General features: G+C 60.7%; 22 protein-coding genes. 2 read left to right on the top strand and 20 right to left on the bottom strand.

Features of this window, described 5'->3' with window-relative positions; genetic code table 11:
- Positions 1-27: 27 nt before the first annotated feature.
- From rplE to rpsJ, 14 genes are all read right to left on the bottom strand, one after another.
- The gene (rplE, locus tag QRN04_RS12610; RefSeq protein WP_284976372.1) at positions 28-615 is read right to left on the bottom strand and encodes a 50S ribosomal protein L5; all 588 of its coding nucleotides are present in this window, start codon (positions 613-615) and stop codon (positions 28-30) included.
- Positions 615-974: a 50S ribosomal protein L24 gene (gene rplX, locus QRN04_RS12605; protein WP_284976371.1), complete on the bottom strand. Its 360-nt coding sequence runs from the start codon at positions 972-974 to the stop codon at positions 615-617. The genes rplE and rplX overlap by 1 nt, the downstream gene beginning before the upstream one ends.
- Before the next feature lie 3 nt (positions 975-977).
- Entirely contained in the window at positions 978-1346 is a 369-nt protein-coding gene (gene rplN / locus QRN04_RS12600) for a 50S ribosomal protein L14 (protein ID WP_284976370.1), read from the bottom strand.
- Positions 1347-1699: 353 nt separating this feature from the next.
- Positions 1700-1996: a 30S ribosomal protein S17 gene (gene rpsQ, locus QRN04_RS12595; RefSeq protein ID WP_284976369.1), complete on the bottom strand. Its 297-nt coding sequence runs from the start codon at positions 1994-1996 to the stop codon at positions 1700-1702.
- Positions 1993-2313: a 50S ribosomal protein L29 gene (gene rpmC / locus QRN04_RS12590; RefSeq protein ID WP_284976368.1), complete on the bottom strand. Its 321-nt coding sequence runs from the start codon at positions 2311-2313 to the stop codon at positions 1993-1995. The genes rpsQ and rpmC overlap by 4 nt, the downstream gene beginning before the upstream one ends.
- A gap of 2 nt (positions 2314-2315) precedes the next feature.
- Positions 2316-2732 carry a 50S ribosomal protein L16 gene (gene rplP / locus QRN04_RS12585; protein WP_003803795.1) on the bottom strand — a complete coding sequence of 139 codons (417 nt, stop codon included), beginning with the start codon at positions 2730-2732 and terminating at the stop codon, positions 2316-2318.
- A complete protein-coding gene (rpsC, locus tag QRN04_RS12580) occupies positions 2733-3566 on the bottom strand; it encodes a 30S ribosomal protein S3 (protein ID WP_284976367.1) in 834 nt (277 codons plus the stop codon).
- Positions 3567-3932: a 50S ribosomal protein L22 gene (gene rplV / locus QRN04_RS12575; protein ID WP_090817766.1), complete on the bottom strand. Its 366-nt coding sequence runs from the start codon at positions 3930-3932 to the stop codon at positions 3567-3569. It abuts the gene before it with no gap.
- A 38-nt stretch (positions 3933-3970) separates the two neighbouring features.
- On the bottom strand, positions 3971-4252 hold the full coding sequence (gene rpsS, locus QRN04_RS12570) for a 30S ribosomal protein S19 (protein ID WP_011775591.1): 282 nt from the start codon (positions 4250-4252) through the stop codon (positions 3971-3973).
- 12 nt (positions 4253-4264) lie between these two features.
- The gene (gene rplB, locus QRN04_RS12565; protein ID WP_011775592.1) at positions 4265-5104 is read right to left on the bottom strand and encodes a 50S ribosomal protein L2; all 840 of its coding nucleotides are present in this window, start codon (positions 5102-5104) and stop codon (positions 4265-4267) included.
- A gap of 29 nt (positions 5105-5133) precedes the next feature.
- The gene (rplW, locus tag QRN04_RS12560) at positions 5134-5439 is read right to left on the bottom strand and encodes a 50S ribosomal protein L23 (protein ID WP_011775593.1); all 306 of its coding nucleotides are present in this window, start codon (positions 5437-5439) and stop codon (positions 5134-5136) included.
- Positions 5436-6053 carry a 50S ribosomal protein L4 gene (gene rplD / locus QRN04_RS12555; protein WP_284976366.1) on the bottom strand — a complete coding sequence of 206 codons (618 nt, stop codon included), beginning with the start codon at positions 6051-6053 and terminating at the stop codon, positions 5436-5438. The genes rplW and rplD overlap by 4 nt, the downstream gene beginning before the upstream one ends.
- A gap of 4 nt (positions 6054-6057) precedes the next feature.
- Positions 6058-6708 (bottom strand): 50S ribosomal protein L3, encoded by a 651-nt coding sequence (gene rplC, locus QRN04_RS12550; RefSeq protein WP_258438093.1) that lies wholly within the window; start codon positions 6706-6708, stop codon positions 6058-6060.
- A 17-nt stretch (positions 6709-6725) separates the two neighbouring features.
- Positions 6726-7034 (bottom strand): 30S ribosomal protein S10, encoded by a 309-nt coding sequence (gene rpsJ / locus QRN04_RS12545; protein WP_003803825.1) that lies wholly within the window; start codon positions 7032-7034, stop codon positions 6726-6728.
- Between the two features lie 381 nt (positions 7035-7415).
- Here rpsJ and QRN04_RS12540 point away from each other — a divergent pair, with 381 nt between their 5' ends.
- Entirely contained in the window at positions 7416-8861 is a 1446-nt protein-coding gene (locus QRN04_RS12540) for a GH1 family beta-glucosidase (protein ID WP_284976365.1), read from the top strand.
- Between the two features lie 105 nt (positions 8862-8966).
- Here QRN04_RS12540 and tuf read toward each other — a convergent pair whose 3' ends face one another.
- The 6 genes from tuf to rpoB all read right to left on the bottom strand — a co-directional run bounded on the left by tuf (position 8967) and on the right by rpoB (position 21361).
- Positions 8967-10157, bottom strand: a complete 1191-nt coding sequence (gene tuf / locus QRN04_RS12535; RefSeq protein WP_284976364.1) for an elongation factor Tu — start codon at positions 10155-10157, stop codon at positions 8967-8969.
- Positions 10158-10388: 231 nt separating this feature from the next.
- Positions 10389-12503: an elongation factor G gene (gene fusA, locus QRN04_RS12530; RefSeq protein ID WP_284976363.1), complete on the bottom strand. Its 2115-nt coding sequence runs from the start codon at positions 12501-12503 to the stop codon at positions 10389-10391.
- A 69-nt stretch (positions 12504-12572) separates the two neighbouring features.
- On the bottom strand, positions 12573-13043 hold the full coding sequence (gene rpsG / locus QRN04_RS12525) for a 30S ribosomal protein S7 (RefSeq protein WP_003803829.1): 471 nt from the start codon (positions 13041-13043) through the stop codon (positions 12573-12575).
- Between the two features lies 1 nt (position 13044).
- The gene (gene rpsL / locus QRN04_RS12520) at positions 13045-13419 is read right to left on the bottom strand and encodes a 30S ribosomal protein S12 (protein WP_009358312.1); all 375 of its coding nucleotides are present in this window, start codon (positions 13417-13419) and stop codon (positions 13045-13047) included.
- A gap of 431 nt (positions 13420-13850) precedes the next feature.
- The gene (locus QRN04_RS12515; RefSeq protein WP_284976362.1) at positions 13851-17750 is read right to left on the bottom strand and encodes a DNA-directed RNA polymerase subunit beta'; all 3900 of its coding nucleotides are present in this window, start codon (positions 17748-17750) and stop codon (positions 13851-13853) included.
- A 104-nt stretch (positions 17751-17854) separates the two neighbouring features.
- Positions 17855-21361 (bottom strand): DNA-directed RNA polymerase subunit beta, encoded by a 3507-nt coding sequence (rpoB, locus tag QRN04_RS12510; protein ID WP_284976361.1) that lies wholly within the window; start codon positions 21359-21361, stop codon positions 17855-17857.
- Positions 21362-21798: 437 nt separating this feature from the next.
- Here rpoB and QRN04_RS12505 point away from each other — a divergent pair, with 437 nt between their 5' ends.
- Positions 21799-22998, top strand: coding sequence for an acetyl-CoA C-acetyltransferase (locus tag QRN04_RS12505; protein ID WP_284976360.1), 1200 nt, complete (start codon positions 21799-21801; stop codon positions 22996-22998).
- The last annotated feature ends 27 nt before the right edge of the window (positions 22999-23025 follow it).

Here is a 23025-nt window from a genome sequence, read left to right as displayed (position 1 = left end):
AGTTGGCGCTGCGGACCTTTTACGTAGTTAGTTTTCGGTCTTGAACGGGAAACCAAGCGCCTTGAGCAGCGCGCGGCCCTCGTCGTCGGTCTTGGCAGTGGTGACAACCGTGATGTCCATACCGCGAACGCGGTCAATGGAATCCTGGTCGATTTCGTGGAACATAACCTGCTCGGTCAAACCGAAGGTGTAGTTGCCGTTGCCATCGAACTGCTTGCCGTTGAGGCCGCGGAAGTCGCGGATACGGGGCAGTGCGAGGGAGACCAGACGATCCACGAATTCCCACATGCGGTCGCCACGGAGGGTAGCGTGTGCGCCAATCGGCATGCCTTCGCGCAGCTTGAACTGTGCGATTGACTTGCGGGCCTTGGTAACCTGCGGCTTCTGGCCGGTGATCAGGGTGAGGTCGCGGACAGCGCCGTCGATCAGCTTGGAGTCCTTAGCGGCATCTCCAACACCCATGTTCACGACAACCTTGACGAGGCGGGGAACCTGGTTCACGTTCGCGTAGTTGAATTCGTCCTGCAGGGACTTTTTGATGGTCTCTGCGTACTTCGTCTTCAGACGAGGAACGATCTTGGTTTCGACGGTGTTCTCAGACAATGTCTCACTCATCAGATGTCCTTCCCGGTGGCCTTGGACACGCGGATACGGACGGTCTTGGTAGCGCCATCCTTCTCAACGGTGTCGAGACGGAAACCAACACGGGTCGGCTTCTTGGTCGACGGGTCCACCAAAGCAACGTTGGAAACGTGGATCGGGGCCTCTACAACCTCGATGCCACCGGTCTTGGTGCCGCGCTGCGACTGACCGACCTTGGTGTGCTTGGTGACACGGTTGATTCCCTCTACCAGCACGCGGTTGGTGGACGGGAATACGCGCAGGACCTTGCCCTGCTTGCCGCGGTCGCCGCCGCGTTCCTGCTTGGCGCCGGTGATGACCTGAACCAGGTCACCCTTTTTGATCTTAGCCATGGACTAAAGCACCTCCGGGGCCAGCGAAACGATCTTCATGAACTTCTTGTCGCGAAGTTCACGACCAACCGGGCCGAAGATACGGGTACCACGGGGGTCACCGTCGTTCTTCAGGATCACAGCTGCGTTCTCGTCGAACTTGATGTAGGAACCGTCGATACGACGGCGTTCCTTCTTGGTACGGACGATGACCGCCTTGACGACGTCGCCCTTCTTTACGTTTCCGCCGGGAATAGCGTCCTTGACGGTAGCGACGATGACGTCGCCAATGCCTGCGTAGCGACGACCGGATCCACCGAGAACGCGAATGGTAAGGATTTCCTTAGCACCCGTGTTGTCGGCGACCTTGAGTCGCGACTCCTGCTGAATCAATTTTTACTCCTTGCGTCGCGCGGGTTCTCAGACCGAAATCATGCCTACGGAATGAGCCTTGCGGAACGGTTGATCGGGGTGTCTCTTGACCTGGCTGGATTTTGCCAGACCAGGCCTAAACGCCCGTGCCACAAGCATCAGCTTCCCTTGCAGAAAACTCTGCGCGGGGCAGTATGCAGTGGCACGATTGTTTACGAGGTAGTGGACGACGCTCATGTGGCGCCATACAAACTCAATATCCTAGCACGTTTTGGGCTATGAACCGAAACGGCCGGGAACGCGGAAAGGCCCGCGTTCCGTAGGGAACGCGGGCCTTTCCAGTGAATCCTTGCCGGGTAAACCGAGCGCTGGATTTACTTGGCCTTTTCGAGGATCTCAACCAGACGCCACCGCTTGGTAGCGGACAGCGGGCGGGTCTCAGAGATGAGAACGAGGTCGCCGACGCCGGCGATGTTCTCTTCGTCGTGAGCCTTGACCTTCGAGGTGCGGCGAATAACCTTGCCGTACAGAGCGTGCTTCACGCGGTCTTCAACCTGAACAACGATGGTCTTTTCCATCTTGTCAGAGACTACGTAGCCGCGACGCGTCTTACGGTAACCGCGCTGTTCAGCGCTGGCTGCTGCTTCCGTCACAGTTTCCTTCTCGCTCACTTGGCGTCCTCTCCGGCTTCAACCTCGGCTGGTTCAGCCTTGGCAGCCTTCTTGGACTTCTTTTCTTCCTTGGCTTCCACAACCGGTGCGGCAACCTCGGCACGAATGCCCAGCTCGCGCTCACGAAGAACGGTGTAGATGCGTGCGATGTCCTTCTTTACCGCGCGCAAACGACCGTGGTTTTCCAGCTGTCCGGTGGCGGACTGGAAACGCAGGTTGAACAGCTCTTCCTTGGACTTGCGGAGTTCTTCAACGAGACGCTCGTTGTCGAAACCGTCCAGCTGTGCGGGTGCGAGATCCTTCGACCCTACTGCCATTTCTATTCACCACCTTCGCGACGCACAATGCGTGCCTTCAACGGCAGCTTGTGGATTGCCAGGCGCAGGGCCTCGCGAGCTACCTCTTCATTGACACCGGAGAGTTCAAAGAGAACCCGACCCGGCTTGACGTTTGCGACCCACCATTCCGGAGAACCCTTACCGGAACCCATACGGGTTTCAGCAGGCTTCTTCGTCAGCGGACGGTCCGGGTAAATGTTGATCCAGACCTTACCGCCACGCTTGATGTGGCGGGTCATCGCGATACGAGCGGACTCGATCTGACGGTTGGTTACGTATGCCGGGCTGAGGGCCTGGATACCGTACTCACCGAAGCTGACCTTGGTGCCGCCCGTAGCAGCGCCGGAACGACCCGGGTGGTGCTGCTTACGGTGCTTGACTCGACGTGGGATAAGCATTTAAGCCTGTCCTCCTTCTGCTGCCTGAGCCGAACCTGCGGTAGCGGCTTCAGCGGCCGGTGCTTCAACGGCAGCAGGTGCTGCCTCAGCTGCCGGACGGTCGTTACGACGACGACGGTCGCCACCCGGGCGGCCCGGGCGCTCTCCTGCACGGCCACGGGAAGGAGCAGCAGCTGCCTGCTGAGCCAGTTCCTTGGCGGTTACGTCACCCTTGTAGATCCAAACCTTCACACCGATACGGCCGAAGGTGGTCTTGGCTTCGTAGAAGCCGTAGTCGATGTTCGCGCGGAGGGTGTGCAGGGGCACACGGCCTTCACGGTAGAACTCCGAGCGGGACATTTCTGCGCCACCCAGACGGCCCGAGCAAGCAACACGGATGCCCTTGGCACCCGCACGCTGTGCGGACTGCATTGCCTTCTTCATTGCGCGGCGGAAAGCCACGCGGGAAGTCAGCTGCTCAGCGATGCCCTGGGCAACAAGCTGTGCTTCCATCTCGGGGTTCTTGACCTCGAGGATGTTCAGCTGGACCTGCTTGCCCGTGAGCTTTTCGAGCTCGCCGCGGATGCGGTCTGCTTCGGCGCCGCGGCGGCCGATGACGATACCCGGGCGTGCAGTGTGGATATCCACACGGACACGGTCGCGGGTGCGCTCGATCTCGACCTTGGCGATGCCGGCGCGCTCCATGCCGGTGGACATGAGCTGACGGATCTTGATGTCCTCACGGACGAAGTCCTTGTAGCGCTGTCCGGGCTTGGTGCTGTCAGCGAACCAGTGCGAAACGTGGTCGGTGGTGATGCCGAGTCGGAACCCGTGCGGGTTTACTTTCTGTCCCACTTAGCGAGCCTCCTCTTTCTCCGGGGTTGCGACGACCACGGTGATGTGGCTGGTCCGCTTCCTAATGCGGTAGGCGCGGCCTTGGGCACGCGGCTGGAACCGCTTCATGGTCGGGCCTTCATCAACGAATGCTTCGCTGATGAACAGGTCGCTGTCGTCGAATGCAACGCCGTCACGGTCCGCGAGGACGCGTGCGTTGGCCATTGCCGACTGAAGTACCTTGAATACCGGCTCCGAAGCTGCCTGGGGGGCAAACTTCAGAATTGCCAGAGCCTCATTCGCTTGCTTACCACGAACAAGGTTGACGACGCGCCGGGCCTTCATAGGCGTTACGCGGATGTGACGCGCAATAGCCTTGGCTTCCATTGCTTTCCTTCTCTCGTCTAAGACGTAAAGTCAGGCGCCTAGCGGCGCTTGCCCTTACGGTCGTCCTTAACATGGCCGCGGAATGTCCGCGTGGGAGCGAATTCGCCGAGCTTGTGCCCGACCATCGACTCAGTGACAAACACCGGGATGTGCTTGCGTCCGTCGTGTACGGCGATCGTGTGCCCGAGCATGTCGGGGATGATCATCGAACGGCGGGACCAGGTCTTGATGACGTTCTTGGTGCCCTTATCGTTTTCCCGTGCGACCTTCACAAAGAGGTGCTGGTCAACGAAAGGACCTTTTTTCAGGCTGCGTGGCATGTGTCCAGGCTCCTATCGCTTGTTCTTGCCAGTACGGCGGCGACGAACAATAAGCTTGTCGCTCTCTTTGTTCGGACGGCGGGTACGGCCCTCGGGCTTGCCGTTCGGGTTAACCGGGTGACGTCCACCGGAAGTCTTACCTTCACCACCACCGTGCGGGTGGTCAACCGGGTTCATGGCTACACCACGGACGGTCGGGCGAACGCCCTTCCAGCGCATACGGCCGGCCTTGCCCCAGTTGATGTTCGACTGCTCGGCGTTGCCGACCTCGCCGACGGTTGCGCGGCAGCGCACGTCAACGTTGCGGATTTCACCGGAGGGCAGACGCAGCTGGGCGAAGCGGCCTTCCTTGGCAACGAGCTGCACCGAAGCACCTGCGGAACGTGCCATCTTGGCGCCGCCACCCGGACGCAGTTCAACTGCGTGGATTACGGTACCAACCGGGATGTTGCGCAGCGGCAGGTTGTTGCCCGGCTTGATGTCAGCGTCAGGACCAGCCTCGACGAAGTCACCCTGGGACAGCTTGTTGGGGGCGATGATGTAACGCTTGGTGCCATCAACGTAGTGCAGGAGTGCGATGCGAGCCGTGCGGTTCGGGTCGTACTCAATTTCGGCAACGCGGGCATTGATGCCATCTTTGTCGTGACGACGGAAGTCGATCAGACGGTACTGGCGCTTGTGCCCACCACCCTTGTGACGGGTGGTGATCTTACCGGAGTTGTTACGGCCGCCAGTCTTGTGCAGCGGACGCAGCAACGACTTTTCCGGAGTCGATCGCGTGATTTCAGCAAAGTCGGCTACGCTCGAGCCACGACGGCCCGGGGTAGTCGGCTTGTATTTACGGATTCCCATAATTTATTTCCTCGTTAAAGTGGTCTCCGCTACGCGAGCGGACCGCCGAAGATGTCGATTGTGCCTTCTTTGAGGGTGACAATTGCACGCTTGGTGCTCTTGCGCTGTCCCCAGCCGAATTTGGTGCGCTTGCGCTTACCGGCACGGTTGATGGTGTTGATCGAGTCAACCTTGACCGAGAAGATCTTCTCGACGGCCAATTTGATTTCGGTCTTGTTCGAGCGAGGGTCCACCAGGAAGGTGTACTTGCCTTCGTCGATCAGACCGTAGCTCTTTTCCGAAACGACGGGTGCAAGCACGACGTCGCGCGGGTCCTTGATGGTGGTTACGCTCACTTGGAGGCCTCCTCGTTCTTTGCCTTGTCAGCGACGAACGCCTCGAAAGCAGCCTTGGTGAAGACCACGTCGTCGGAGACCAGCACGTCGTAGGTGTTCAACTGGTCTGCGTACAGAACGTGAACATCTTCGAGGTTGCGCACGGACAGTGCAGCAACATCGTTGGCGCGCTCGATAACGACGAGCAGGTTCTTGCGCGCTGTGACAGAGCGCAGCGAAGCCAGTGCGTCCTTGGCTGACGGCTTGGTGCCGGTAACCAGTTCAGCGATGACGTGGATGCGGCCGTTACGGGCGCGGTCAGAGAGGGCTCCACGGAGTGCAGCAGCCTTCATCTTCTTGGGGGTGCGCTGGCTGTAGTCACGAGGGGTCGGACCGTGGACAACGCCACCGCCGGTCATGTGAGGAGCACGGATGGAACCCTGACGGGCGCGGCCGGTGCCCTTCTGCTTGAACGGCTTGCGACCTGCACCGGAAACCTCGGCGCGGGTCTTCGTCTTGTGGGTACCCTGGCGTGCAGCAGCGAGCTGGGCGACGACGACCTGGTGCATCAGGGGCACGTTGGTCTGGACGTCGAAGATCTCTGCAGGCAGGTCTACCTTGACAGTGCTAGTCATTTAACTAGGCTCCCTTCACGGCAGTGCGTACGAGTACGACCTGGCCGCGGGCACCGGGAACGGCACCCTTGATAAGGAGCAGCGACTTCTCAACGTCAACAGCGTGAACCGTCAGGTTCAACGTCGTGTGACGCTCGGCGCCCATGCGGCCGGCCATTTTCAGGCCCTTGAAGACGCGGCTCGGGGTGGATGCGCCACCGATGGAGCCAGGCTTACGGTGGTTCTTGTGGGCACCGTGGGAAGCACCAACGCCGTGGAAGCCGTGACGCTTCATAACACCGGCGAAGCCCTTGCCCTTGGAGGTGCCTACGACGTCGATCTTCTGGCCGGCTTCGAAGAGCTCAACAGAAAGCTCCTGGCCCAGCTCGTAAGATGCGGCGTCTGCGGTACGCAGTTCGACAACGTGGCGGCGAGGCGTGACGCCTGCCTTTTCAAAGTGACCAGCCAGCGGCTTGGTGACCTTGCGGGGGTCGATCTGGCCGTAGCCGATCTGGACGGCGACGTACCCATCAACCTCTGCGTTGCGCAGCTGGGTGATGACGTTGGAGTCAGCCTGGACGACAGTTACCGGGATGAGCTTGTTGTTCTCGTCCCAGACCTGGGTCATGCCGAGCTTCGTGCCCAGCAGGCCCTTTACATTACGGGTTGCGGTCATAGTCTCTCAGCACCTCCCTAGAGCTTGATTTCGATGTTCACGTCAGCCGGCAGGTCGAGACGCATGAGCGAGTCAACAGCCTTCGGCGTGGGGTCGATGATGTCGATCAGACGCTTGTGAGTACGCATTTCGAAGTGCTCACGGCTGTCCTTGTACTTGTGCGGAGAGCGGATAACGCAGTACACGTTCTTCTCCGTCGGCAGCGGCACGGGGCCGACTACCGTTGCGCCTGCGCGCGTGACCGTCTCAACGATCTTCCGCGCTGAAACATCAATGACCTCGTGGTCATATGACTTCAGCCGGATGCGGATTTTTTGTCCCGCCATGTCGCCTGACTCTCTTTCAGCTAGTGCTGCTCTAGTTAGGGCTGCTCTGTTTACTTACCTGTTGACGTGGCCGCCGAAGCGATTGAGGCTCTGCCACCACACGCCGCACAAGCTGAATCCGGATATCCGGGTTCCTCAACCTGCCAGCGCACCGACCCCCGCGGTCGGGCGTGTCGCGATTTCCACGCAAACTCGACCGCAATCATGGGGTTCAGGGTTATGTTTGGGCTTCAGCTTGGCCCCTGACATCCGGCATTATCCGGATCGGGACACGAAGAAGCGCTTGAACAACTTATCCAGTATGGCGGAATTATGGCGTAAAGGCCAATCGGGGCCCCAGACACCATTGCCGGGCACCGATACCCTGTGCATGATAGGAAAATGACCGTCCAGGATACAGGTTCCGTGGAAGATCTTGCCGCGCGCCTCCGGCCAGGGTTCGTCCTGGGCGTGGCCTCAGCCGCATTCCAGATCGAGGGTTCGCTGACCGCCGATGGTCGGGGCCCGTCCGGCTGGGATGCCTTCTCCGAGAAGCCAGGCGTGATTGTCGACGGCGGCTCCCCCGCCGTTGCGTGCGACCATTACAACCGCGCGGACGAGGACATCGCCCTGATGCAGGAACTAGGCATCGATTCGTACCGCTTCTCGCTATCGTGGCCTCGCATACAGCCCGGGGGGACCGGCGCCGTCAACCAGCGCGGCTTGGATTTCTACGATCGCCTCATCGACAAACTCCTGGCCGCAGGCATCTCCCCCATGGCCACCCTCTTCCACTGGGACTTGCCGCTGGAACTGGAGCAGACCGGCGGGTGGATGAACAGGCAGACCGCAGAGCGCTTCGCCGTTTATTGTGAAGCGGCTGCTGAACGCTATGGGGATCGCGTGGATCGATGGGTTACGTTGAACGAACCCGTTTCGGTTACCCTCCAAGGCTATGCGCTGGGGGTCCACGCCCCCGGTAGGGAACTGCTGTTCGACTCGCTTCCCGCCGCCCACCACCAATTGTTGGGCCATGGGCTGGCAGTCCAGGCCCTCCGTGGCGTGGGCGTCAAAGGACTAATTGGCATTTCGAACATGCACTCCCCCGTCCGCGCCGCAACCAACAAGCTGTCGGACCGGCTCATGGCCCAAGCGCTGGACCACATCCTCAACCGGATCTATGCGGACGCCGTCCTCCTTGGTCAGTACCCCAAGCCACCACTGCCCATGAAACCTTGGTTTCGATCACTGAGCACTGTCGAAGACGGCGACATGGACACCATTCACCAGCCGCTGGACTTCTACGGGCTCAACTACTACTACCCCTTGAAGGTCGCCTCGGGGCCGGGGCCGGCGGAGATCCCCACTGGAAGCTCTCCCGAAATGGCCAAAATTCCGTTTCACCTGGCCACGTACAGTGAATACGAGACCACCGGGTTCGGTTGGCCGGTGGCTCCCGAGCATTTGTCGATATTGCTGCAGGAAATGCGGGAACGCTACGGCGACGCGCTCCCTCCGGTATACATCACGGAGGGAGGTGCGAGCTTCCCGGAGCCGGCCCACGTGGAAGGTCCCATACAGGACACCAACCGGATCTCCTACCTGGCAGAGCATCTGGGGCATGCGCTGACCGCCACGGGACCTGGTGGCGTGGCGGAGGGCTTGGACTTACGCGGCTACTACGTGTGGACCCTCACCGACAACTTCGAATGGGCCGCCGGCTATTCGCAGCGTTTCGGCCTGGTCCACGTCGACTTCGACACACAGGCTCGAACCCCCAAAGACTCCTTCTACTGGTTGCGCTCATTGGCCAAGGCGCGGAACCACCAAAGCTCACTCTTCCGGTAGCGTCACCTGCCCAGGCATGAAAAAGAACCCCACCGCCGGAGCGATGGGGTTCTTTTCAGGTAACTACCGGTAAATCCGGAAGGTCACCGACCTACAAGCAGGAAACTACTTGATGATCTTGGTGACACGTCCCGAACCAACGGTGCGGCCGCCTTCGCGGATAGCGAAGCCGAGGCCCTCTTCCATAGCGATCGGCTGGATGAGCGCAACGGTCATCTCAGTGTTGTCGCCAGGCATAACCATTTCCGTGCCTTCCGGCAGGGTGATAACGCCGGTTACGTCCGTGGTACGGAAGTAGAACTGCGGGCGGTAGTTGGAGTAGAACGGGTTGTGACGTCCGCCTTCGTCCTTGGACAGGATGTAGACGTTGGCCTCGAAGTCGGTGTGCGGGGTGATGGAACCCGGCTTGACGACAACCTGGCCACGCTCGACGTCGTCGCGCTTCAGACCGCGGAGCAGGAGGCCACAGTTCTCGCCGGCCCATGCTTCGTCGAGCTGCTTGTGGAACATCTCGATACCGGTAACCGTGGTCTTCTGGACCGGGCGGATGCCGACGATCTCGACCTCGGAGTTGATGGCGAGGGTTCCACGCTCGGCGCGGCCCGTTACAACGGTGCCACGGCCGGTGATGGTGAAGACGTCCTCGATCGGCATCAGGAACGGCTTGTCGCGGTCACGTACGGGGTCCGGAACGGACTCGTCGACAGCTGCCATCAGGTCCTGGACGGACTTGACCCAAACCGGGTCGCCTTCCAGAGCCTTCAGACCGGAAACGCGAACAACCGGAGCCTCATCTCCATCGAAGCCCTGCGAGCTGAGGAGCTCACGAACTTCCATTTCGACGAGGTCGAGGAGTTCTTCGTCATCAACCATGTCGGACTTGTTCAGCGCGACCAGCAGGTAGGGAACACCAACCTGGCGGGCGAGCAGAACGTGCTCACGGGTCTGAGCCATCGGACCATCGGTTGCAGCAACCACGAGGATTGCGCCGTCCATCTGGGCAGCACCGGTGATCATGTTCTTGATGTAGTCAGCGTGACCCGGGGCGTCTACGTGTGCGTAGTGGCGCTTCTCGGTCTGGTACTCCACGTGGGAGATGTTGATGGTAATACCGCGCTGGCGCTCTTCCGGAGCCGAGTCGATCGACGCGAAGTCGCGCTGCTCGTTGATGTCCGGGTACTGGTCGTACAGCACCTTGGAAATGGCGGCAGTCAGCGTCGTCTTACCGTGGTCAACGTGACCAATGGTGCCGATGTTGACGTGCGGCTTAGTCCGCTCGAACTTTGCCTTTGCCACAGGTTCCTCCTAGAACGATTTCAAGTGAAGTGCTCCTCGGCCGCGCTTTTCGCGGCAGAAACTTTAGCAAGTCTACTTGGGGGCTTGGTTTTGATGAAATTGCAGATTCAGGAACCAATCTTAGTTCCTAGAGCCTGTTCGCGCACGGGGCGGGTTGCGGCTCTCGCCACAACCCGGCCTCGCGAGCTGAGATGCCTTCCCGGGACCGGAATTGCATCGGTTACCGGGAGATTACTCGCCGCGGGTCTTCTGGATGATCTCGTCGGCTACTGCCTTGGGGACCTCAGCGTAGCTGTTGAACGTCATCGAGTACACGGCACGACCCTGGGTCTTGGACCGAAGGTCACCGATGTAGCCGAACATGCCGGACAGCGGAACGTGTGCACGGATAACCTTCACACCTGCTGCGTCCTCCATGGACTGCATCTGGCCACGACGAGCGTTCAGGTCACCGATAACATCACCCATGTATTCCTCAGGGGTGCGGACCTCAACATCCATCAGCGGTTCAAGCAGAACAGGGTTCGCCTTGCGTGCAGCTTCCTTGAAAGCCATACGGCCGGCGATCTTGAACGCCATTTCCGAGGAGTCAACATCGTGGGACGCGCCATCAATCAGCGTGGCCTTGATGCCGACAACCGGGTAGCCAGCCAAGACGCCGTCGTTCAGCGCATCCTGGATACCGGCGTCGACCGAAGGAATGTATTCGCGCGGAACGCGGCCACCAGTGACCTTGTTCACGAACTCATACATTTCGCCGTCACTGGTGTCCATCGGCTCGATGGCGATCTGGATCTTAGCGAACTGACCCGAACCACCGGTCTGCTTCTTGTGCGTGTAGTCAAGACGCTCAACAGTGCGCTTGATCGTTTCGCGGTAAGCAACCTGCGGCTTGCCAACGTTTGCCTCGACCTTGAATTCGCGGCGCATGCGGTCCACCAGGATGTCCAAGTGGAGCTCGCCCATGCCGGCGATGATGGTCTGGCCGGTGTCTTCGTTAAGGGAGACCTGGAAGGTCGGGTCCTCAGCGGAGAGCTTCTGGATGGCCGTGGAGAGCTTTTCCTGGTCACCCTTGGTGTTGGGCTCGATGGCAACGGAGATAACCGGTGCCGGGAAGCTCATCGATTCAAGGACGATCTGGTTGTTGGCATCACACAGGGTGTCGCCCGTGGTGGTGTCCTTCAGGCCGATAGCTGCGTAGATGTGGCCGGCGGTAGCGCCCTCGACGGGCATTTCCTTGTTGGCGTGCATCTGGAACAGCTTGCCGATGCGTTCCTTCTTGCCCTTGGTGGAGTTGACCACCTGGGCGCCGGCTTCGACGTGACCGGAGTACACGCGGATGAAGGTCAGCTGACCGAAGAACGGGTGTGCCGCGATCTTGAACGCGAGGGCGGAGAAGGGCTCGTCGGCCGAAGGCTTACGAGTAAGTTCCTTCTCTTCGTCGCGGGGATCGTGACCGATCATCGGCGGGACGTCCAGCGGGTTCGGCAGGAAGTCGACGACGGCGTCCAGCATCGGCTGTACGCCACGGTTCTTGAAGGCAGAGCCACAGAAGACCGGGTAGAGCTCAGAGTTGATGGTCATCTTGCGGATGCCGGCTTTGATCTCTTCGAGGGTGAGTTCTTCACCTTCGAGGTACTTCTCCATGAGTTCTTCGGAAGCTTCGGCCACAGTCTCAACGAGCTGCGCGCGGTACTCTTCGGCCTTGGCCTGGAGGTCCGCAGGAATTTCCTGCACTTCGTATGAAGCACCCATGGTGACGTCACCCTTAGCGTCGCCAGGCCAAACCAGGGCGCGCATTTCAAGGAGGTCCACAACACCAACGAAGTCGTTCTCAGCGCCGATGGGCAGCTGCATAACGAGCGGCTTGGCACCAAGGCGGGAGATGATCGTGTCTACGGTGAAGTAGAAGTCAGCACCCAGCTTGTCCATCTTGTTGACGAAGCAGATGCGGGGCACGTTGTACTTGTCAGCCTGGCGCCAAACAGTCTCGGACTGCGGCTCCACGCCTTCCTTGCCGTCGAACACCGCAACGGCACCGTCAAGGACGCGCAAGGAGCGCTCAACCTCAACAGTGAAGTCCACGTGGCCCGGGGTGTCGATGATGTTGATCTGGTTCTTGTCCCAGAAGCAGGTCACGGCGGCAGACGTGATGGTGATGCCGCGTTCCTTTTCCTGTTCCATCCAGTCGGTGGTCGAAGCGCCGTCGTGCGTTTCGCCGATTTTGTGGTTCACACCCGTGTAGAACAGGATGCGCTCGGTAGTGGTGGTCTTGCCGGCATCGATGTGGGCCATGATGCCGATGTTGCGGACCTTGTTGAGGTCGGTAAGCACGTCCTGTGCCACGGGGTCTCCCTTTCGGATGGACTACACGTTCGCCGCCGGCTCAGTGAGCCGGCGGCGTCCGGAAAGTTTTTACCAGCGGTAGTGTGCGAAGGCCTTGTTGGACTCGGCCATCTTGTGGGTGTCTTCGCGACGCTTCACAGCGGCACCAAGACCATTGGAGGCATCCAGGATTTCGTTCTGGAGACGCTCGGTCATGGTCTTCTCCCGGCGAGCCTTGGAGTAGCCCACGAGCCAGCGCAGGGCGAGTGCGGTGGAGCGACCCGGCTTGACCTCAACCGGAACCTGGTAGGTTGCGCCACCGACGCGGCGTGAACGCACCTCGAGGGAAGGCTTGACGTTGTCCATGGCCTTCTTGAGGGCGGCAACGGGGTCGCCGCCGGACTTGGCACGAGCACCTTCGAGTGCACCGTAAACGATGCGCTCTGCGGTGGACTTCTTGCCGTCAACCAGGACCTTGTTGATCAGCTGCGTGACCAACGGGGAGCCGTAAACGGGATCGGAAACTAGCGGCCGCTTCGGGGCCGGACCCTTGCGAGGCATATTACTTCTTCTCCATCTTTGCGCCGTAACGGCTACGGGCCTGCTTGCGGTTCTTGACACCCTGGGTGTCGAGTGCGCCGCGGACGATCTTGTAGCGGACACCCGGAAGGTCCTTCACACGACCACCACGGACGAGCACGATGGAGTGCTCCTGGAGGTTGTGGCCAACGCCGGGGATGTAAGCGGTAACTTCCACGCCACCGTTGAGGCGCACACGTGCCACCTTACGCAGAGCCGAGTTCGGCTTCTTCGGGGTGGTGGTGTAAACGCGGGTGCAAACACCGCGGCGCATCGGGCTGCCCTTCAGCGCGGGAGCCTTGGTCTTGGAGACCTTCGGCGTGCGGCCCTTGCGGACCAGCTGGTTAATCGTAGGCACTTTCGTGTTCTCCGTTGTTTGATCTCTGCCCCCACACACAGGCGCCAGCCGGTGTGAACGTGGGAACTTTGGCGTTGCTCATGCGGCCGGCCGAAACTCCGGTAGGCGTGCAAAAGTGCGGCATTCGTTGCGCATGTTGCCCGCAACCCGGAAACAGACTCCACCCAGCACCATGAGAACAAAACCAAAATGATGCTGCGGCGGCCTTCATCCACTGCCACACAGAACAATTAACAAAAGTCTAGCACGGCTTGCTCAAGCGCCTTAATCGGGTGTATAGGAGTCCGACGGCGGCACGCCCCTCCCCTGACGGCACGCGCCTCCCCTGACGGGCCCGGCCGGCACTTAACGGGCGCGCGCTTAACGGATCAGGCCCCGCACTCTGAAAGTGCGGGGCCTGACCTTCAATCGCTAACTACTGCCGACTAATTTCAGCGGAAGTCGTTGCCGAGATCGTAGTCATCCAACGGGATGGCGTGGAACTCAGGAGCACCGTCTCCCCCGAGGGCGTCATAGGAGAAGTCGGTGAAAGCGCTGGGGCCCGTGAACAGGCTGGCCTTTGCTTCTTCCGTCGGCTCCACAGTGACCTCGGTGTAACGGGGCAAGCCCGTTCCGGCCGGGATGAGCTTACCGATGATGACGTTTTCCTTGAGGCCGAGCAAGGGATCGCTCTTGCCTTCCATGGCCGCCTGCGTCAGGACGCGGGTGGTCTCCTGGAAGGAAGCCGCCGACAGCCAGGACTCGGTAGCCAAGGAAGCCTTGGTGATACCCATGAGCTCCGGGCGACCGGAAGCCGGTGCCTTGCCCTCGGACACTACGCGACGGTTCTCGTCTTCGAAGCGTGAGCGCTCTGCCAGCTCGCCGGGGAGCAGGTCGGAGTCGCCGGATTCGATGACGGTCACCCGACGCAGCATCTGGCGGACGATAACCTCGACGTGCTTGTCGTGGATACCAATACCCTGGCTGCGGTAAACGCCCTGCACTTCGTCCACGAGGAACTTCTGTGCAGCACGCGGGCCCATGATGCGCAGAACCTGCTTCGGGTCCACAGGACCGTTGATCAGCTTCTGGCCGACGCTGACGTGATCCCCATCCTCGATGAGGAGACGTGAACGGCGCAGCACCGGGTAGGCGATCTCTTCGGAGCCATCGTCCGGAGTGATGACCAAGCGCATCTGACGCTCGGACTCTTCGATGGTGATGCGACCGGCTGCTTCAGCAATCGGGGCAACACCCTTGGGAGTACGGGCTTCGAAGAGCTCCTGGATACGGGGCAGACCCTGGGTGATGTCATCGCCACCACCGGCAGAGACAGCACCACCAGTGTGGAACGTACGCATGGTCAGCTGGGTACCGGGCTCACCGATGGACTGTGCGGCGATGATGCCCACGGCCTCACCGATGTCCACGGTCTTACCCGTTGCCAACGAACGGCCGTAGCACAGGGCACACGTACCGACCTTGGACTCACAAGTGAGCACCGAACGGACCTTGACCTCGGTGATGCCCGCGGCCAGCAGCTGGTCGATGACGACGTCGCCGCAGTCGGTTCCGCCTGCTGCCAAGACATTGCCCTGGGCATCGACGACGTCGACAGCCAGCGTACGTGCGTAGGCGCTGTTCTCGACGTTCTCGTCCAGGACGAGCTCACCGTTGGAGTCCGGCACGGCGATCGGGGTAACCAAGCCGCGCTCGGTACCGCAGTCCTCTTCACGGACGATGACGTCCTGTGAAACGTCCACCAAACGACGGGTCAGGTAACCCGAGTTGGCGGTACGCAGGGCGGTATCGGCAAGACCCTTACGGGCACCGTGCGTAGCGATGAAGTATTCCAGCACCGACAGGCCCTCACGGTAAGAGGACTTGATGGGGCGCGGGATGATCTCACCCTTCGGGTTGGCCACAAGACCACGGATACCTGCAATCTGGCGGACCTGCATCCAGTTACCACGTGCACCGGAGGACACCATGCGGTTGATGGTGTTCATCGGAGACAGGCTGTCGCGCATTGCCTGGGCGATCTCGTTGGTTGCCTTGTTCCAGATTTCGATCAGTTCCTGGCGACGCTCGTCGTCGTCGATCAGGCCCTTGTCGTACTGGCCCTGGATCTTGGCAGCCATGTTCTCGTACCCGGCCAGGATGACAGGCTTGTCCTTGGGAACCTCGATGTCAGAGATCGCAACGGTGACGCCCGAGCGGGTTGCCCAGTAGAAACCGGCATCCTTCAGGTTGTCCAGCGTTGCCGCCGTAACCACCTTCGGGTAGCGCTCAGCGAGGTCGTTGACGATCCGGGACAGTTCGCCCTTGTCGGCAACAGCCTCAACCCAGGGGTAGTCCTCGGGCAGCGTCTGGTTGAAGATGACCTGGCCCAAGGAGGTCTGGACAAGCGCCGGCTGACCGGGCTCCCAGCCTTCGGGAGCTTCCCAACCCGCGTACGGCACGAAGTCGTCGAGACGGATCTTGACCTGGGAGTTCAGGTGCAGGTCACGGGCGTCGTACGCCATGATCGCTTCCGAAACCGAGGAGAAGATGCGGCCCTCGCCGGCGGAACCGACGCGCTTGGTGGTCAGGTGGTACAGGCCGATGATCATATCCTGCGAAGGAAGGGTCACCGGGCGGCCATCGGACGGCTTCAGGATGTTGTTCGAGGACAGCATCAGGATGCGGGCTTCAGCCTGGGCTTCCGGGCTAAGCGGCAGGTGGACTGCCATCTGGTCGCCGTCGAAGTCAGCGTTGAAGGCGCCACAAACCAGCGGGTGAAGCTGGATTGCCTTGCCTTCCACAAGCTGGGGTTCGAAGGCCTGGATGCCGAGGCGGTGCAGGGTAGGTGCACGGTTGAGCAGCACCGGGTGTTCGGTGATGATCTCTTCGAGCACGTCCCAAACCTGCGGACGGTAACGCTCCACCATGCGCTTGGCCGACTTGATGTTCTGGGCGTGGTTGAGGTCAACCAGGCGCTTCATCACGAACGGCTTGAAGAGCTCCAAGGCCATCTGCTTCGGCAGGCCACACTGGTGCAGCTTCAACTGCGGGCCGACGACGATGACCGAACGGCCGGAGTAGTCAACACGCTTACCGAGGAGGTTCTGGCGGAAACGTCCCTGCTTGCCCTTGAGCATGTCGCTCAGGGACTTCAGCGGACGGTTGCCCGGACCCGTGACCGGACGGCCACGACGACCGTTGTCAAAGAGGCTGTCAACAGCTTCCTGAAGCATGCGCTTCTCGTTGTTGACGATGATCTCCGGAGCACCCAGGTCAAGCAAACGCTTGAGACGGTTGTTGCGGTTGATCACGCGACGGTAGAGGTCGTTGAGGTCGGAGGTCGCGAAGCGGCCACCATCCAACTGGACCATGGGGCGCAGTTCCGGCGGGATCACCGGGACGGCGTCGAGTACCATGCCGAGCGGGCTGTTGTTGGTGGTCAGGAATGCGTTGACAACCTTCAGGCGCTTCAGGGCGCGGGTCTTACGCTGGCCCTTGCCGTTCTGGATGGTGTCGCGCAGTGACTCAGCCTCAGCCTGCATGTCGAAGGTCTCAAGACGCTTCTTGATGGCCTCGGCACCCATGGAGCCCTCGAAGTACAGACCGTAACGGTCGCGCAGTTCGCGGTAGAGACCTTCATCGCCCTCGAGGTCAGCGACCTTGAGGTTCTTGAAACGGTCCCAGACCTGCTCAAGGCGCTCGATGTCGGCGTCGGCACGCTTGCGGACGTTCGCCATCTGGCGGTCTGCCGAGTCGCGGGCCTTCTTCTTGTCGGCAGCCTTGGCACCTTCACCTTCAAGACGGGCAAGCTCGTCTTCAAGGTCACGGGCGATCGTGGCGATGTCGCTGTCGCGGTTGTCCACCATCTGCTTCTTCTCGAGGTCGTGCTCAACCTGGAGGTTCGGCAATTCGGCGTGACGTGCTTCGGTGTCAACGCTGGTGATCATGTAGGCAGCGAAGTAGATGACCTTCTCAAGGTCCTTCGGTGCCAGGTCCAACAGGTAGCCCAAGCGCGAAGGAACGCCCTTGAAGTACCAGATGTGGGTTACGGGCGCAGCCAGTTCGATGTGGCCCATCCGCTCGCGGCGTACCTTGGCGCGGGTAACTTCAACGCCGCAACGCTCGCAGATGATGCCCTTGAAGCGGACGCGCTTGTACTTACCGCAGTAGCATTCCCAGTCCCGCGACGGGCCGAAGATCTTCTCGCAGAAGAGGCCGTCCTTCTCGGGCTTGAGCGTGCGGTAGTTGATGGTTTCCGGCTTCTTGACCTCGCCGTAAGACCAGCCGCGGATGTCTTCCGCGGTGGCAAGGCCGATCTGCATGAGGCCGAAGGAGGATTCGCTGGACATATGGTCCCTGTTCTCTCTTGTTCTCTAAATTCTGAAGTCTTGGTTACGGGAAGAGGGAGCTGTTCCGTCGGGCAGTGCTGAATGACTGCCCGACGGAATAGCTGCTAAACCTCTTCTACGGAACTGGGCTCTGCACGAGACAGATCGATGCCCAGTTCTTCCGCAGCCGTGAAGACTGCGTCATCAGAGTCACGCATTTCGATCGTGGTTCCGTCGGTGGAAAGAACTTCCACGTTCAGGCACAACGACTGCATTTCCTTGATCAAGACCTTGAAGGACTCGGGAACGCCAGGCTCAGGGATGTTCTCGCCCTTGACGATGGCTTCGTAGACCTTCACACGACCATGGATGTCATCAGACTTGATCGTGAGGAGTTCCTGAAGTGTGTAAGCGGCACCGTAAGCTTCGAGCGCCCACACTTCCATTTCACCGAAGCGCTGGCCACCGAACTGAGCCTTACCACCCAGCGGCTGCTGCGTGATCATGGAGTACGGGCCGGTGGAGCGCGCGTGGATCTTGTCGTCCACCAAGTGGTGGAGCTTCAGGATGTACATGTAACCGACGGAGATCGGGTCCGGGAACGGCTCGCCGGAGCGGCCGTCGAACAGGCGGGTCTTGCCGGAGGAATCGATCAGGCGGTCGCCGTCGCGAGTGACGTTGGTGGAGTCGAGCAGGCCGGTGATTTCTTCTTCACGGGCACCATCGAACACCGGGGTGGCAACGGTGGTCTGGCCGGTTTCGCGGGGCAGGTTGGGCAGGTTCTTGACCCACTCCGGCTCGCCTTCGATCTTCCAACCGGTCTTGGCAACCCAACCGAGGTGGGTTTCCAGGACCTGGCCAACGTTCATTCGGCCCGGAACACCAAGCGGGTTCAGGACGATGTCCACCGGGGTACCGTCTGCAAGGAAGGGCATGTCCTCGATCGGAAGGATCTTGGAAATAACACCCTTGTTGCCGTGGCGGCCGGCGAGCTTGTCGCCGTCGGTGATCTTACGCTTGGCTGCAACGTAGACGCGGACCAGCTGGTTCACGCCCGGGGGCAGTTCGTCGTCGTTGTCGCGGTCGAAGACGCGAACGCCGATGACCGTGCCGGACTCACCGTGGGGAACCTTCAACGAGGTGTCGCGCACTTCGCGGGACTTCTCACCGAAGATTGCACGGAGGAGACGCTCTTCCGGGGTGAGTTCGGTTTCGCCCTTGGGGGTGACCTTACCCACCAGGATGTCGCCTGCTTCAACTTCGGCACCGATGTGGATGATGCCGCGTTCGTCCAAGCCCGCCAGGACTTCCTCGGACACGTTGGGGATGTCACGGGTGATTTCCTCGGCACCAAGCTTGGTGTCGCGGGCATCAATTTCGTGCTCCTCGATGTGGATGGAGGAAAGGACGTCCTCAGCAACAATGCGCTGGGACAGGATGATGGCGTCCTCGAAGTTGTGGCCTTCCCATGACATGAATGCCACGAGCAGGTTCTTACCGAGGGCAAGCTCACCCTGGTCCGTTGCCGGACCGTCAGCGATGATGCCGCCAACTTCCAGGCGCTGGCCTTCGTTGACCAGGACGCGGTGGTTGTAGCAGTTGCCCTGGTTGGAGCGGGCGAACTTGTTGATGCGGTAGTTGGTCTCCGTGCCGTCGTCATTGATCATGACAACGAGCTCGGCGGAAACCTCGGTGACCACACCGGCCTTCTTCGCGATGACAACGTCACCGGCGTCGACGGCGGCTGCGCGCTCCATGCCGGTGCCCACGAAAGGAGCCTCGGAACGGACCAGCGGCACTGCCTGGCGCTGCATGTTGGCACCCATGAGTGCACGGTTTGCATCGTCATGCTCAAGGAACGGAATAAGCGCCGTTGCCACGGACACCATCTGGCGCGGGGAAACGTCCATGAACTGGACCTCGCCTGCGGGAACCAGGACGGGCTCGCCTCCACCACCGCGGGCACGGACAAGGACGGTCTCTTCCGAGAACTTCTTGTCAGCGTCCAACGGCGCGTTGGCCTGTGCGATCAAAACTTCAGCTTCGTCGTCGGCGGTCAGGTACTGGACCTCATCCGAAACAACGCCTTCGGACACCAAACGGTACGGCGTCTCAATGAAACCGAACGGGTTGATGCGACCGTAGGAAGCCAACGAACCGATCAAGCCGATGTTCGGGCCTTCAGGGGTTTCGATGGGGCACATACGTCCGTAGTGGGACGGGTGAACGTCTCGAACTTCCATGCCGGCACGGTCACGGGACAGACCACCCGGGCCAAGTGCCGACAGACGGCGCTTGTGGGTCAAACCCGACAGCGGGTTGTTCTGGTCCATGAACTGCGACAGCTGTGAAGTTCCGAAGAACTCCTTGATGGCTGCCACGACGGGACGGATGTTGATCAGCGTCTGCGGCGTGATGGCCTCGACGTCCTGCGTGGTCATGCGTTCGCGGACGACGCGCTCCATGCGGGAAAGACCGGTGCGGACCTGGTTCTCGATCAGCTCGCCAACGGCGCGGATGCGACGGTTGCCGAAGTGGTCGATGTCATCGATCTCGACGCGGAGCTCGTGGTCCTGACCATCCCGCTTGCCCATGAGGGTCTTCTCGCCGGCGTGAAGCGCAACGAGGAACTTGATCATGGCAACGATGTCTTCAACATGCAGGACCGAAGCTTCCTTGTCACCAAGGGAGCGATCGATACCAAGCTTGCGGTTGATCTTGTAGCGGCCGACCTTGGCCAGATCGTAGCGCTTGGCGTTGAAGTACAGGTTGTCCAGCAGGGACTGGGCAGCCTCGACTGTGGGCGGCTCGCCCGGACGCAGCTTGCGGTAGATGTCCAGGAGGGCGTCTTCACGCGTCTCGGTGGCGTCCTTCTCCAGCGTTGCGCGCATGGAGTCGTACTGGCCGAACTCTTCCAGGATCTGGCCTTCGGTCCAACCGAGGGCCTTCAGCAGGACCGTCACCGACTGCTTGCGCTTGCGGTCGAGGCGAACGCCGACCTGGTCGCGCTTGTCGATTTCGAGTTCGAACCATGCGCCACGGGACGGGATGATCTTCGCAGTGAAGATGTCCTTGTCACTGGTCTTGTCTGCGGTGCGCTCAAAGTACGCGCCCGGCGAGCGGACCAGCTGGGAGACGACGACACGCTCGGTGCCGTTGACAACGAACGTTCCCTTTTCGGTCATCAGCGGGAAGTCGCCCATGAACACGGTCTGCTGCTTGATTTCGCCCGTGTTGTTGTTCATGAACTCGGCCTTGACGTACAAGGGTGCCGAGTACGTGGCATCACGGTCTTTGCATTCGGCCATGGTGTACTTCGGGTCAGCGAACTCCGGCTCGGAGAAGCTCAAGGACATAGTGCCCTGGAAGTCCTCGATGGGGGAGATCTCTTCGAAGATATCGGCAAGTCCGGAGGTGGTGGCGACGCTGAGGTCGCCCTCCTCGACAGCCTTTGCTACCCGCGCCTGCCAGCGTTCGTTTCCGACAAGCCAGTCAAAGCTGTCAGTCTGCAGGGCGAGAAGATTCGGAACATCCAAAGGTTCGTGAATCTTTGCAAATGAGAGGCGGCGGGTGGCACCATCGGTGCTTGCCGTGTTAGCGGTTTCGTTATTAGAGGTGCTCGAGGCGACCAAGAGGGATCCTTCCACAGACCTTCAGGCGTTTTCAGATCTCCCCCGTTTGCATCCGGCAGAATGCTCCGCAGGACACTTATTCCGGTTCCGCTATATGACCCGGACCCAGGCTGCCCACTAAAGTGCACGTTAGGAACGGCACGTCAATGGCGCAGCTGAGAGGTAAAGCCCACCGCTATATGAAGGCTGAAGGTTAACAGGGAAGACGCAAATATCTACAATACGGCAAAGCAGCCTTCCTGTCTACCCCAGATCGTCCGGGAATGCAAGCACCAATCCTGCGGTCCGGGATGGTTCTAATCTTGAGAATCCGGGTACCTATGAACCGGGCAGTTGGGAATCCAAGGCGCATTACTCCCGTTGTAGTTGAAGGGTGCTGAACTGGTAGCGCACACCCCGCGGTAACCTTGCTACACATTGCAACCGGAAGAGAGATCATGACCACCTCCGCTGACGACAACGATGTTGTCATCCTTGCCGCTTCCCGCACCCCACAGGGTCGGCTCAACGGGCAACTCGCGTCCTTCACCGCCGTCGATCTGGGCGCCCATGCCATCGCTGCGGCGCTTGAGTCCAGCGGCGTAAAGGCCGAACAGGTTGACGCCGTCATCATGGGGCAGGTGCTGCAGGCCGGAGCTGGCCAAAACCCGGCCCGGCAGAGCGCGATCGCAGCTGGCTTGGGTTGGAACATCCCTGCGGTCACCATCAATAAGGTCTGCCTGTCCGGCCTGACGGCCGTGATTGACGCAGCGCGGATGATTCGCGGTGGCGATGCAACTGTGGTCGTGGCCGGCGGACAGGAATCCATGACCCGGGCTCCACATCTCCTGCCCGGATCCCGGCAGGGTTGGACCTACGGCTCCATCCAAGCGCTGGACGTCGCCGCCCATGACGGGCTTACCGATGCCTTCGACGGGCAGTCGATGGGGCTGTCCACTGAATCCAAGAACGTCACCCTGGGGATCGACCGCGCTTCCCAGGACCAAGTGGCTGCCGCGTCCCATCAGCGCGCCGCAACTGCGATCGCGGACGGAACTTTCGACGTCGAAATTGCTCCCGTCAGCGTCAAGCAGCGCAAGGGTGACGCGCTGGTCCTCGCAACTGACGAGGGAGTGCGGCCCAACACAACGGTAGAAACACTGGCACCGCTGAAGGCGGCTTTCGCGACGGACGGCACCATCACGGCAGGCAACTCCTCTCCCCTGTCCGACGGCGCCTCCGCCCTGGTGCTCACGAGTCGCCGTTTCGCCGAGGACAACGGTTTGGGCTACTTGGCCGTCGTCGGCAAACCGGGGCAGGTAGCGGGCCCGGACAACTCCCTGCACTCCCAACCCTCCAACGCCATTGCCCAAGCGTTGAAGAAGGCCGGTTGGACCGCGGAAGACTTGGATTTCATCGAAATCAACGAGGCCTTCGGCTCCGTTGCCGTCCAGTCGTTGAAGGACCTCAACTACCCGCTGGAGAAGTGCAACATCCACGGTGGGGCCATTGCATTGGGCCACCCCATTGGTGCGTCCGGGGCGCGGCTGGCCCTCCACGCTGCGCACGAACTCAAACGCAGGGGTTCCGGCAAAGCTGCTGTGTCCCTGTGCGGTGGCGGCGGCCAAGGCGAAGCCCTCCTCCTCTACCGCGACTAACGGGCACACCGTATTTAGGGGCACACC

Origin of the sequence: Arthrobacter sp. efr-133-TYG-104, assembly GCF_030208915.1 — a bacterium.
Classification (GTDB): Bacteria; Actinomycetota; Actinomycetes; order Actinomycetales; family Micrococcaceae; genus Arthrobacter.
Note: the sequence above shows the minus strand (reverse complement) of the source record. Positions and strands in the feature narration are given on the sequence as shown.

Coding starts and splice junctions, on each gene's coding strand:
- rplE (WP_284976372.1), bottom strand. CDS start 615: ATGAGTGAGACATTGTCTGAGAACACCGTCGAAACCAAGATCGTTCCT.
- rplX (WP_284976371.1), bottom strand. CDS start 974: ATGGCTAAGATCAAAAAGGGTGACCTGGTTCAGGTCATCACCGGCGCC.
- rpmC (WP_284976368.1), bottom strand. CDS start 2,313: ATGGCAGTAGGGTCGAAGGATCTCGCACCCGCACAGCTGGACGGTTTC.
- rplP (WP_003803795.1), bottom strand. CDS start 2,732: ATGCTTATCCCACGTCGAGTCAAGCACCGTAAGCAGCACCACCCGGGT.
- rplV (WP_090817766.1), bottom strand. CDS start 3,932: ATGGAAGCCAAGGCTATTGCGCGTCACATCCGCGTAACGCCTATGAAG.
- rpsS (WP_011775591.1), bottom strand. CDS start 4,252: ATGCCACGCAGCCTGAAAAAAGGTCCTTTCGTTGACCAGCACCTCTTT.
- rplB (WP_011775592.1), bottom strand. CDS start 5,104: ATGGGAATCCGTAAATACAAGCCGACTACCCCGGGCCGTCGTGGCTCG.
- rplD (WP_284976366.1), bottom strand. CDS start 6,053: ATGACTAGCACTGTCAAGGTAGACCTGCCTGCAGAGATCTTCGACGTC.
- rplC (WP_258438093.1), bottom strand. CDS start 6,708: ATGACCGCAACCCGTAATGTAAAGGGCCTGCTGGGCACGAAGCTCGGC.
- rpsJ (WP_003803825.1), bottom strand. CDS start 7,034: ATGGCGGGACAAAAAATCCGCATCCGGCTGAAGTCATATGACCACGAG.
- QRN04_RS12540 (WP_284976365.1), top strand. CDS start 7,416: ATGACCGTCCAGGATACAGGTTCCGTGGAAGATCTTGCCGCGCGCCTC.
- rpsG (WP_003803829.1), bottom strand. CDS start 13,043: ATGCCTCGCAAGGGTCCGGCCCCGAAGCGGCCGCTAGTTTCCGATCCC.
- QRN04_RS12515 (WP_284976362.1), bottom strand. CDS start 17,750: ATGTCCAGCGAATCCTCCTTCGGCCTCATGCAGATCGGCCTTGCCACC.
- QRN04_RS12505 (WP_284976360.1), top strand. CDS start 21,799: ATGACCACCTCCGCTGACGACAACGATGTTGTCATCCTTGCCGCTTCC.